The organism is Extibacter muris, from assembly GCF_004345005.1.
Lineage (GTDB): Bacteria > Bacillota > Clostridia > Lachnospirales > Lachnospiraceae > Extibacter > Extibacter muris.
Map to the genome: position 1 here is coordinate 1 of NZ_SMMX01000033.1, position 10,428 is coordinate 10,428.

The following is a 10,428-nucleotide window of genomic DNA, read 5'->3' on the forward strand; positions in this document are numbered from 1 at the left end:
AGGAGGCAACGATCATCCCCTCAATCTAATAAAACAATTATCTCCTATCAGACTGGAGATGTAAAGAAGTAGGTCTAAGGGTTTATAGGTATCCCTTGAACAACCTAAATACATTATACAAGGAGGCAGGGATGAAGAACAGAACGTGGCTGGCAATACTACTTCTTGCTGCGGTTCTTGCAGCGTCGGTCTATGTGCCTGTCGGTCTGTCCGGATATGAGGAAAAGAAGCTGCTGGCGGATGTGCAGACGGAACAGCTGAAGGAATCTGCTAAGCCGGAGAAGCCGGCGGCGGATACGCTCGAGAAGCTGTCTGTCATAAACAGGGCGCGCCAGACGGGAAGTGAAGTCATATCAGGCAAAGTCGTATATAGTGAGGCAGATAATAGGCTGGCAGAACTTGTGCAGAAAGGGTTTGAAAAGCTGCTTCAAAGAGGCATCGTGACAGGAGAAGGGCTGACCGGCAATATAACTGTCATAGAAGCGATGCGGATGTACTATACAGAGGCGGATGTACAGCAGAAGATACGATGCTTTTACATCGGAGCCGAGTGCAACGGACTGTCCCTGTGGCTCCTGATCGACGAAGAGACAGAAGTCATATATGAGTTCAGCATATCATCCGTAGGTACGGGGGTAGGCATCACGCTGACAGATAATGCCGGGGAAAAGTGGGCGGAGTATCTCGGCATTACGCTGAAAGAGATGGACAGGCAGCCGCTGGATGGGGCAGTCGTGTATGAAACGGGAAATTCTGACGTCTTGTACATCATTTACCAGTCTGAGCAGAAGGAGAACGGCTATATCAGCCTGACGGATGCTCTGTCATTAGGGATGGCGGGAGATGATACGGCATCGACAGTAGATGATGCAACTTCGACGGGATATGGCAGTGCATTGGATGCAACTTGGTAATACAATATCGGTGAAATAAAGATTCCTTATGAAAGGGGAGGTTTTCATGAACCGATATAGGCCAGAGCAACGTTCGGCGTATTACCGTGTATCCGGGAGGGAGACGGAAAAGCACAGGAAAGCGGCCAGACAGCAGAAAAGGAAGGACAAGATTGTCTTTTACGGCGTTTCTGCCGCCATCATCTGCCTGCTCGTCTTTATCTGCGGATTTACATGTGCGGATAGGTACAGAAGCGGCCAGGAACAGACAGTGGAAAGGGCAGATGCGTCCGCATGGAATCTGAGGCTTGTGAATGCGTCACATCCGATTCCCGAAAGCTATCCTATTGACCTTACTGTGCTTAAAAATGGACAATCCGTAGATTCGCGTATATACAGAGATCTGCAGGATATGATGGACGCGGCGAGGAGTGAAGGGCTTTCTCCCTTAATCTGTTCTTCCTACCGGACGGCGGAAAAGCAGAGGTCATTATATGAGGCAAAGGTAGTATCCTGCATGGGCCAGGCTGGTTCCAGGGAAGAGGCGGAAAAACAGGCCGCCGTATGGGTCGCGCCGCCGGGTACGAGCGAACACGAGCTCGGACTGGCTGTCGACATCGTGGCAGAGTCGTACCAGCTTCTGGACAAAGGACAGGAAGAGACGCCGGAACAAAAGTGGCTCATGGAACACTGCAGCGAATATGGCTTCATCCTCCGCTACCCCTCCGACAAAAGCGATATGACGGGCATCAGCTACGAGCCGTGGCACTACCGCTATGTCGGAAAAGAGGCGGCAGAAGAAATAATGAGGCAGGGAATCTGCCTCGAAGAATACGTGCAAATGTGAAAAAACTGTGAACGGGGACGTGATCAAATTCAATTTTGTTACGTCCCCATTTGAGTTTTGACCTGTACCTAAATGTCTATTATACTTGCGGCAGACCGGCAAATCCTTTTGCCAGGTCGTCGTCGGACGGGATATAATCGGTCATTTCGCCGTTGTTGAATTTTTCATATGCCATCATGTCGAAGTAGCCGGTTCCGGTGAGGCCGAAGACGATTGTCTTCTCTTCCCCGGTCTCTTTGCACTTCATAGCCTCATCCATGGCGGCCTTGATAGCGTGGCTGCTTTCAGGAGCAGGGAGGATGCCTTCGATGCGGGCGAATTTGGCTGCGGCTTCGAAGACTGCCGTCTGTTCGATGGAGATGGCCTCCATGAGCTTGTCGTCGTACAACTGTGAGAGAACGGAACTCATGCCGTGGTAGCGGAGCCCTCCTGCGTGGTTCGGCGACGGGATGAATCCGCTTCCAAGAGTGTACATCTTGGCCAGCGGGCACACCATGCCGGTATCGCAGAAGTCGTAGGCATATCTGCCGCGTGTAAGGCTTGGGCAGCTCGCCGGCTCTACCGCTATGATCTGATAGTCTTTCTCCCCTCTTAACTTTTCGCCCATAAACGGGGAAATGAGTCCGCCGAGGTTGGAGCCGCCGCCTGCACATCCGATAATGACATCAGGTGTTATACCATATTTGTCAAGTGCTGCTTTCGTCTCCAGTCCGATGACCGACTGATGGAGCAGCACCTGTGACAGGACGGAGCCGAGTACATAGCGGTAGCCGTCCTGTGAGACCGCAGCCTCGACCGCTTCAGAGATGGCACAGCCAAGACTCCCCGAAGTACCCGGGTGCTCGGAGAGGATCTTGCGTCCGACATTGGTAGTTTCTGACGGAGAGGGGGTCACGTTGGCACCGTAAGTCCGCATCACTTCCCGACGGAACGGCTTCTGCTCATAGGAGCATTTGACCATGTATACCTGACAGTCGAGCCCGAGATACGCACATGCCATGGACAGGGCCGTACCCCACTGGCCGGCGCCGGTCTCTGTCGTCACGCCCTTGAGTCCCTGCTTTTTGGCATAATATGCCTGCGCGATGGCAGAGTTCAGCTTGTGGCTGCCGGAAGTATTATTGCCCTCGAACTTGTAATAGATCTTAGCCGGTGTCTGGAGCGCTTCCTCCAGGCAGTATGCCCGGACAAGCGGCGATGGCCGGTACATCTTATAAAAATCCTGGATTTCCTGTGGTATATCAAAGTAAGGCGTCGTATCGTCCAGCTCCTGTCTTACGAGCTCATCGCAGAATACACCACGCAGCTCCTCAAAAGTCATAGGCTCTAAAGTGCCTGGATTTAATAGCGGCGCAGGCTTATTCTTCATATCGGCGCGTACATTATACCATTCTTTTGGCATCTCACTTTCTTCAAGGTAGATTTTGTAAGGGATTTTCTTTGCTTCTTTCATCATGTTTTCCTTCCTTTCATTTGAGATTGATAAATGCTAAGTCCGACAGAGAGGTTTGGCACAGGTGTTTTCAACCCCCGGAGGGTTTTTGCTTTATAGGACGTAATTTCCTATAAAGTAAAAAAACTCCCGTCCTAATTCATTAGGACAGGAGTGGGTTCCTGCGGTGCCACCTAAATTCATTCTTTCGGTAGATAGGAAAAGAATGCGCTCAGACATGTACAGACATACATGTTCCATGTGATAACGGTTGGATTCCGTCGCCCCTACTCTGACACGATACATGCCATTTTGGTTTGCCCTCGCAAGTCCATTCACTGAATCGGATATTATCACGGTTCCACCATCACGTGACTCTCTGTTAATATGCCGTTAAAGCTACTACTCTTGCTCATCGGTTCTTGATTTTGCTTTATTATAATTCAGTAATAAAGAAAAGTCAATATATTTATTTTCAGAATAATGTTATGTATTTCTATACATTTATGTTAGTAATTATATTTGTTTTTTAAAATTCTCAAATACAGTACTGGTTGGCTTGTCAGATAAAAGATATGAAAGGTATTTAAAATATGCATCTGGGGAATTTTAGTAGGTTCAGTATTTTTTTTTATAGTTTGCAATGATGTAGTTAAAAGCAATTTGAATATATTTGATATATTAATAGTAATTAACGTATTTCTGTTGCTAATTCTATTTACCGTAAATTTTATAAAATGCATAAGAAAGATTTTTAAAAGAAATTTTATATGAATGGAAACTATGGATATATAAGTAGTTTAAATATCATAGCAATGGTAATTAAAATATTTCAATTATAATTCAGTTCGATTTCCATATTCGGAGGATGCAGATTTTGAAGAAATGGACATTGCAATAGCAGATTTTTTCAGCACGGTGCATAATGGTGAAGGGCTGGTTAATGAAAGAAACATATATGAGGAGATACGAGGACAACTGGTATCTGATATATTCCGCATGGTGGTAATTATTACGGCTGTCTGGCTGCTGTACTTATTGATTATGTATCAGGGCAATGGGGGGGGGGCATCTCAATTATGAAAGAAAAAGGATAGGCATACTCCAGACTTTGGGAATAAGTAAATCCGATTTGAAGAAAATGTACTATTATGAATATCTATACGAGTCAGTCATTATTACAGGGGCAGAAGGACTTATCTGTTCTGCCTGGTTTATTTACAGATTACGTGTCGCTACAAGTTTTGACAGCATGAAAACTTTTAAGCATGCTGTAATGAGTAACATGGGAGATCTCTCCGATTTTGCTTTTTCTGTTCTGACAGCGGTTGTAGTATGTGCCGGAATTAGTCTAATTACGATACATGTACCGGTAAAACGTATACTCAGAAACAGTATCATATCTAATATCAGAAGATTGCATTAGCCATTCATGTGGATGATATGAAACAAAAGTATGAATGACGGTGTGCAGAAGTGGAACAGGGCGTGTTGAAGTTAGGAAACACGCCCTGTTTTTGGTATAATGCTGCTTTTAACGGCATTATGGGTACTGCTTCTGAATCCGGGCTATATTTGATTCCTATAGGACCGGATCTGCTGCAGACGTTGTTTGACAGGGGCTTCGGCTCCTTCTTCGGTAGGATGGTAATAAGTCCTGTCTGCAAGGCTGTCAGGCATGCATTGCATGTCGGTCAGCTTATCGGCGCTATCATGGGCGTATTGATAGCCGTCTCCGTAGCGCAGGTCTTTCATCAGGGAGGTCGGCGCATTGCGAAGCTGGAGCGGGACCGGCTCCGCCAGACGTTCCTGGGCATCCTTGCGGCATGTCTCATAAGCCATATACAGGGAATTGGACTTCGGAGCCATGGACAGGTAGGTCACGACGTGGGTGAGGTGGACATTACATTCCGGCATTCCGAGGAAATGGCAGGCCTGATAGCCCGCAACGGCCAGAGGCAGGGCCTGGCTGTCCGCCATGCCCACGTCCTCGCTGGCAAAGCGCACGAGCCGCCGGGCGACATAGAGCGGGTCCTCTCCTGCCTCCAGCATCCGGGCCAGCCAGTATATGGCCGCGTCCGGATCGCTGTTGCGCATCGATTTGTGCAGGGCCGATATGAGATTATAATGCTCCTCTCCATTCTTATCGTAGAGCAGGGATTTCCTGCTGATACATTGTTCGATGGACGCCTTCGTGACAAGCGTCTTTTCGGGGGTGATTTCCCCGTTGAGGACAGCCATCTCCAGCGTATTCAGAGCATTACGCGCGTCCCCGTTGGCAAATCCCGCAATCATGCGCAGAGAGCCTTCAGAGATATCCACATCCAGATTCCCGAATCCGGCCGGAGAGGCAAGAGCGTGGCGGAGCAGGTGAAGCAGGTCGTCCTCTGACAGGGCATGGAGCACGAACACCTTGCATCTGGACAGGAGAGCGGCATTAATCTCGAACGAAGGATTTTCCGTCGTCGCCCCGATGAGGATGATGCTTCCCTTTTCCACATACGGCAGAAAGGCATCCTGCTGGGCTTTGTTGAAACGATGGATCTCATCGACAAAGACGAGGGTGCGGATGCCCGCGTGCCGGTCCTTTTCTGCCTTGGCCATCACTTCTTTTATTTCCTTTATGCCGCTGGTGACAGCGCTGAAATCGATAAAATCCGCTTTCGTCCTTCCCGCGATGATGCGGGCCAGCGTCGTCTTGCCGACACCCGGAGGTCCCCAGAATATCATGGAGGATATCTGGTCCTTGTCGATGAGCTGCCTCAGCAGCTTTCCGGGGCCGAGCAGATGTTCCTGCCCGGCGAATTCATCAAGGCTTCCGGGGCGGAGGCGGCTTGCAAGCGGGGTGACTGCCCGTTCATTATCAAAAAGTGAAATCTGTTCCATCATACTGGCTGCTCCTTATCTACATCATGACTCTATATTATCTATTGTACCAAACATACGTTCAGAATGGAATAGGAATTGGGAAAAAAGATGTGGGATGTTTGCAGTTGACACAAAGTCTCTGTATAATGGTAATATCAAACCATAATAAGCAGAAAGGGGAAGCATGAACAGAAAGATACGTTATCTGGCAGGCATAGCCGCCCTGCTGCTCTGCCTGCTGGCCGGAGGCTGCGGCAATCCGGCAACGGAAAGCACATCCGGCGGTGGAACCGGTCTGGAAGCAGGAAGAAGGAATGAGACGGTCAAGGTAGAGGCGGCCGGCACCTATACTTCAAAAGCAGAGGTTGCGGCTTATATTCATACCTATGGCCGTCTTCCAGATAACTTCATCACGAAGAAGGAGGCAAAAGCGCTTGGATGGGAAAGCAAAAAAGGAAACCTGGGCGAAGCTGCACCGGGGAAAAGCATCGGAGGGGACCATTTTGGCAATTATGAAGGGCTTCTGCCTGAAAAGCCCGGCCGGAACTATTATGAGTGCGATATTGACGGTGACGGCAGCTACCGGGGAGCCAAAAGGATTATCTATTCGGATGACGGGCTGATCTACTACACGGAAGACCATTATGAAAGCTTTGAGCTATTATACGAAGAAGAATAATGGAAGGAGGATTAAGATGGAAGTTACGCTGGACGCGGGCAGACTGTGCCAGAAGGAAGCGGCTCATGCATACCTGAAAGAGCGGCTCGGGCTCCCGGACTATTACGGTGCGAATCTGGATGCGCTCTACGACTGCCTTACAGAATTGGACGGTCTGAAGGTCATCCTGTCTAACAGCGCTGATGCCGGATGCTGCGCAGCAAAAATAATAGAAGTAATGCAGGAAGCAGATGTAGAAGTCGAATTGCGATAATACGCCGGTAATGTTATAATAATTGCAAATATTCAAGTGCGGGCCGGCATTGCTATCCAAGCTGAGACATCAATGCCGGTGCATCTGCACACAGAGCGGAAAGGGGCACATTATGAAAGTCCAGATATGTATCGGAAGTTCCTGCCATCTGCGCGGGTCGGAGGCGATTGTAAAGACATTTGGCAGGCTTCTCAAAGAAGAGCAGATGGATGCACAGGTAGAGCTGTGCGGATCCTTTTGCATGGGGGCCTGCTCCAAAGGGGTAAGCGTGAAGATTGGAGAGGGTATCTACCATGTGAAACCGGAAGATGCAGAAGATTTCTTCCATGAAGTCATACAGAAGGAGGCGGTCAGGTGAGGGTAATTGATTTTAAAGATGCAAGCTGCAGACACTGCTATAAATGTGTGCGTAACTGCGAGGTAAAAGCCATATCTGTACAGAATGAGCAGGCGCATATTATGAAGGACCACTGTATCAACTGCGGACATTGCCTGGAAGTCTGTCCGCAGAATGCCAAGACATTTGCCAGTGATATGGAACGAGTCAAAGGTTATCTGAAGCAGGGGATGAAGACGGTCATCTCCATAGCGCCGTCCTATCTTGGCGTACTGGAGTATGGAAAGCCGGGACAGGTGGTAGACGCTCTGCTGAAGCTCGGTTTTTATGAAGTGCGCGAGACGGCAGAAGGGGCCGCCCTTGTGACCCAGGAATACAGAAAGCTGTTGAAAGACGGCAGGATGAAGAATATCATCACGACGTGCTGCCCGAGCGTGAATGACCTGATCGAGAAGTATTATCCCGCCCTGACCGGGCAGATGGCGCCGGTCGTGTCGCCCATGATTGCCCACGGGCGTCTCATCAAAAGCATATACGGGGATGACACGAAGGTCGTATTCCTCGGGCCGTGCATCGCCAAGAAGGAAGAGGCGATCGGGGACAAGAGGGTTATCGGCGCGATAGATGCCATCCTTACATTTGAAGAGATTACAAAGTGGTGGAAGGCGGAAGGCATTGACGTATCTGCATGCGAGGACAGGCCGGTCGGCAATCCGGACCCCCGGGTCAACAAGCTGTATCCTGTAGGAGGAGGGATTGTCAAGTCGATACTGGCGGATTCTGTGGAAGACAATTACTATAAAGTGTATGTAGACGGGCTGAAGCCTTGCATGGAGCTGTTCGAGGAGCTTACCAAGGGTGAGGTGGAGGACTGCTTTTTTGAGGTGAATGTCTGTGAGGGGGGATGCATCAAGGGTCCTGCCTCTGATAAATGGCAGCAGACCGTCATCAAGGCGAAGATGAATGTGGAAGACCAGGTCGGACACAGGGAGCCCGCGGAAGGGATTGCCTGCGGGAACATCTCCATGGAAAAGGAATTCCATGACCGCCGCGTGGCGGACAAGATGCCTGATGGTAACGAGATGCGGGAAGTTCTGAAGGCTATGGGCAAATACACGGCCGAAGATGAGCTCAACTGCGGGGCTTGTGGCTATCCTACGTGCCGGGCGAAGGCTGTGGCGGTGTACCAGAGGAAGGCGGAGATAGGGATGTGCCTGCCCCATGCGCTCGAGCAGGCGGAGTCCATGTCCAACGTCGTCATGGATGTGACGCCGAGCATGATTCTTATCGTGGACAAGGATATGCGTATCAGAGAATGCAACAAGAAGACGCAGGAGATGCTGGACGTCTCCCGGGAAGAAGCTCTGGAGCGGTACATATTCGAGTTCCTGGATGACAGGGACATATCAGAAGTGCTCCGCACGAAGCAGCAGGTCATACATAAGAAGGTAGGGCTTGATTCTATCGGGATGACTGTCGTAGAGTCCATCATATATATCGAGAGCCTGGAATCCGTCCTTGTGACGTACCAGGATATCACGAAGGAAGAAAAAGCGAAAGAGCAGCATTATAACTTGAAGATAGAGACGGTGGAGATGGCACAGAGGGTCATCGACAAGCAGATGATGGTCGCGCAGGAGATTGCGGGCCTGCTCGGGGAGACGACGGCAGAGACGAAGGTGACCCTATCCAAGCTAAGAGATTCTATTCTTTTTGAAGAAGAAGGAGAGTAGTATGAATGTAAGTGTAGATGTGGCATGGAAGAGCCTGAACAAGCACGGGGAAGAGCTGTGCGGCGACAAGGTGGAAGTGCTCAAGACCGAAGATTCCGAAATCGTGATTCTGGCCGACGGCATGGGCAGTGGCGTCAAGGCCAATATCCTCGCTACGCTCACGTCCAAGATACTGGCTACCATGTATCTGGAGGGGGCGCCGATCGAGGACTGCGTGGAGACGATTGCGAAGACGCTGCCGGTCTGCAAGGTGCGGGAAGTGGCATATGCGACATTCAGCATCCTGCAGATATTCCACAATGGAGATGCGTATCTCGTGGAGTTTGACAATCCGTCCTGCGTGTTCGTAAGAGACGGTAAGGTGGTGGACTATCCTTACGAGGAGCGGGTGATAGAAGACAAGATGATTCATCTGTACAGGTTCAAGGTGCAGATGAATGACTGTTTTGTACTTATGAGCGACGGTGTCATCTATGCCGGCGTAGGAGAGCTGCTGAACTTTGGATGGACTTGGGAGAGTATGGCGGAATATACGCTGAAATGCACGAAAGAGACGCTTTCTGCTTCCCGGCTGGCAGCCATGCTCAGCAAAGCCTGCGACGATTTGTACGGACAGAAGCCGGGGGACGATACGACCATTGCCGTCACCCGGGTAATCGAACGGCGTATCGTCAATCTGTTCACCGGACCGCCGACGCAAAAAGAAGACGATGAGCGGGTGGTAAAGGACTTCATGCGCGGCGAGGGGAAGAAGGTCGTCTGCGGCGGAACGAGCGCCAATATCGTCGCAAGGATTCTGCGCAAAGATATCGTCACCTCTCTGAACTACGCAGATCCTAACGTGCCACCTACAGCGACGATTGAAGGGCTGGATCTTGTGACGGAAGGAGTGCTGACGCTTGGGAAAGCGCTAAACCTTCTGAGGCGTTACGAACAGGATGAATTTGACGAGGCCTTCTTTGATGAGCTTGATGCGGAAAACGGGGCGGCCAAGCTGGCGAAACTGATGATAGAAGAGTGTACGGAACTGAACCTGTTTGTCGGAAAAGCAGTTAACACGGCACATCAGAATTCCAACCTCCCGTTTGACCTGAGCATCCGCATGAATCTTGTGGACCAGCTGAAAGAATGCGCAGAGCATATTGGGAAAAATGTAAATGTCAGATATTATTAAGAGTATATGCAGGGACAGGGTGCGGAAGGTGCCCTGTCCCTGTCTGCGCGTGTAACATTTTCCACAGTAATCCGTTTACAAGATAAAGTCCAGCTAATAAATGTCAATAGATAAATAAAAAAATATTTTTTTCGAAAAAAGGGCGCACTTATCCCTTGGTGAAAATATCATTTTTTGAAAAGATATTATTTCGCCGGATTTACAGTATTTTA

The 10,428-nt window shown here is 49.6% G+C and carries 11 protein-coding genes and 1 other annotated feature; of the genes, 9 read left to right on the plus strand and 2 right to left on the minus strand.

The window, feature by feature from the left end:
* Positions 1-131: 131 nt before the first annotated feature.
* Together E1963_RS18775 and E1963_RS18780 are read left to right on the plus strand one after the other, a co-directional pair.
* Positions 132-914: a hypothetical protein gene (locus tag E1963_RS18775; RefSeq protein ID WP_132281517.1), complete on the plus strand. Its 783-nt coding sequence runs from the start codon at positions 132-134 to the stop codon at positions 912-914.
* 46 nt (positions 915-960) lie between these two features.
* Positions 961-1,740 carry a M15 family metallopeptidase gene (locus E1963_RS18780; RefSeq protein ID WP_132281520.1) on the plus strand — a complete coding sequence of 260 codons (780 nt, stop codon included), beginning with the start codon at positions 961-963 and terminating at the stop codon, positions 1,738-1,740.
* 79 nt (positions 1,741-1,819) lie between these two features.
* On the opposite strand, the gene E1963_RS18785 is transcribed toward E1963_RS18780, so the two are convergent.
* A complete protein-coding gene (locus E1963_RS18785; protein ID WP_330570893.1) occupies positions 1,820-3,196 on the minus strand; it encodes a TrpB-like pyridoxal phosphate-dependent enzyme in 1,377 nt (458 codons plus the stop codon).
* Positions 3,197-3,333: 137 nt separating this feature from the next.
* Positions 3,334-3,597: a binding site (T-box leader), on the minus strand.
* Between the two features lie 460 nt (positions 3,598-4,057).
* On the opposite strand from E1963_RS18785, the gene E1963_RS19875 reads away from it, so the two are divergent.
* Together E1963_RS19875 and E1963_RS23300 are read left to right on the plus strand one after the other, a co-directional pair.
* Positions 4,058-4,255, plus strand: coding sequence for a hypothetical protein (locus E1963_RS19875; RefSeq protein ID WP_167482271.1), 198 nt, complete (start codon positions 4,058-4,060; stop codon positions 4,253-4,255).
* Positions 4,230-4,598: an FtsX-like permease family protein gene (locus E1963_RS23300; protein WP_132281523.1), complete on the plus strand. Its 369-nt coding sequence runs from the start codon at positions 4,230-4,232 to the stop codon at positions 4,596-4,598. Before E1963_RS19875 ends, E1963_RS23300 begins: the two co-directional genes overlap by 26 nt.
* Before the next feature lie 143 nt (positions 4,599-4,741).
* On the opposite strand, the gene E1963_RS18795 is transcribed toward E1963_RS23300, so the two are convergent.
* The gene (locus E1963_RS18795) at positions 4,742-6,058 is read right to left on the minus strand and encodes a replication-associated recombination protein A (RefSeq protein ID WP_132281544.1); all 1,317 of its coding nucleotides are present in this window, start codon (positions 6,056-6,058) and stop codon (positions 4,742-4,744) included.
* A gap of 166 nt (positions 6,059-6,224) precedes the next feature.
* Between E1963_RS18795 and E1963_RS18800 the strand changes: the two genes are divergently transcribed.
* The 5 genes from E1963_RS18800 (at position 6,225) to E1963_RS18820 (ending at position 10,216) form a co-directional block, all read left to right on the plus strand.
* Entirely contained in the window at positions 6,225-6,719 is a 495-nt protein-coding gene (locus tag E1963_RS18800; RefSeq protein WP_132281526.1) for a ribonuclease domain-containing protein, read from the plus strand.
* A gap of 16 nt (positions 6,720-6,735) precedes the next feature.
* Positions 6,736-6,972 (plus strand): barstar family protein, encoded by a 237-nt coding sequence (locus tag E1963_RS18805; RefSeq protein ID WP_132281529.1) that lies wholly within the window; start codon positions 6,736-6,738, stop codon positions 6,970-6,972.
* 112 nt (positions 6,973-7,084) lie between these two features.
* The gene (locus E1963_RS18810) at positions 7,085-7,330 is read left to right on the plus strand and encodes a (2Fe-2S) ferredoxin domain-containing protein (protein ID WP_132281532.1); all 246 of its coding nucleotides are present in this window, start codon (positions 7,085-7,087) and stop codon (positions 7,328-7,330) included.
* Positions 7,327-9,042, plus strand: coding sequence for a [Fe-Fe] hydrogenase large subunit C-terminal domain-containing protein (locus E1963_RS18815; RefSeq protein WP_132281535.1), 1,716 nt, complete (start codon positions 7,327-7,329; stop codon positions 9,040-9,042). Before E1963_RS18810 ends, E1963_RS18815 begins: the two co-directional genes overlap by 4 nt.
* A 1-nt stretch (position 9,043) precedes the next feature.
* Positions 9,044-10,216 (plus strand): SpoIIE family protein phosphatase, encoded by a 1,173-nt coding sequence (locus E1963_RS18820; protein ID WP_132281538.1) that lies wholly within the window; start codon positions 9,044-9,046, stop codon positions 10,214-10,216.
* Positions 10,217-10,428 lie beyond the last annotated feature (212 nt).

Excerpts from the sequence above, each read along its gene's own strand:
- E1963_RS18785 (WP_330570893.1), bottom strand. The coding sequence starts at position 3,196 with ATGATGAAAGAAGCAAAGAAAATCCCTTACAAAATCTACCTTGAAGAA.
- E1963_RS18780 (WP_132281520.1), top strand. The coding sequence starts at position 961 with ATGAACCGATATAGGCCAGAGCAACGTTCGGCGTATTACCGTGTATCC.
- E1963_RS18810 (WP_132281532.1), top strand. The coding sequence starts at position 7,085 with ATGAAAGTCCAGATATGTATCGGAAGTTCCTGCCATCTGCGCGGGTCG.
- E1963_RS23300 (WP_132281523.1), top strand. The coding sequence starts at position 4,230 with ATGGGGGGGGGGCATCTCAATTATGAAAGAAAAAGGATAGGCATACTC.
- E1963_RS18795 (WP_132281544.1), bottom strand. The coding sequence starts at position 6,058 with ATGGAACAGATTTCACTTTTTGATAATGAACGGGCAGTCACCCCGCTT.
- E1963_RS18805 (WP_132281529.1), top strand. The coding sequence starts at position 6,736 with ATGGAAGTTACGCTGGACGCGGGCAGACTGTGCCAGAAGGAAGCGGCT.
- E1963_RS18800 (WP_132281526.1), top strand. The coding sequence starts at position 6,225 with ATGAACAGAAAGATACGTTATCTGGCAGGCATAGCCGCCCTGCTGCTC.
- E1963_RS19875 (WP_167482271.1), top strand. The coding sequence starts at position 4,058 with ATGGACATTGCAATAGCAGATTTTTTCAGCACGGTGCATAATGGTGAA.
- E1963_RS18775 (WP_132281517.1), top strand. The coding sequence starts at position 132 with ATGAAGAACAGAACGTGGCTGGCAATACTACTTCTTGCTGCGGTTCTT.
- E1963_RS18820 (WP_132281538.1), top strand. The coding sequence starts at position 9,044 with ATGAATGTAAGTGTAGATGTGGCATGGAAGAGCCTGAACAAGCACGGG.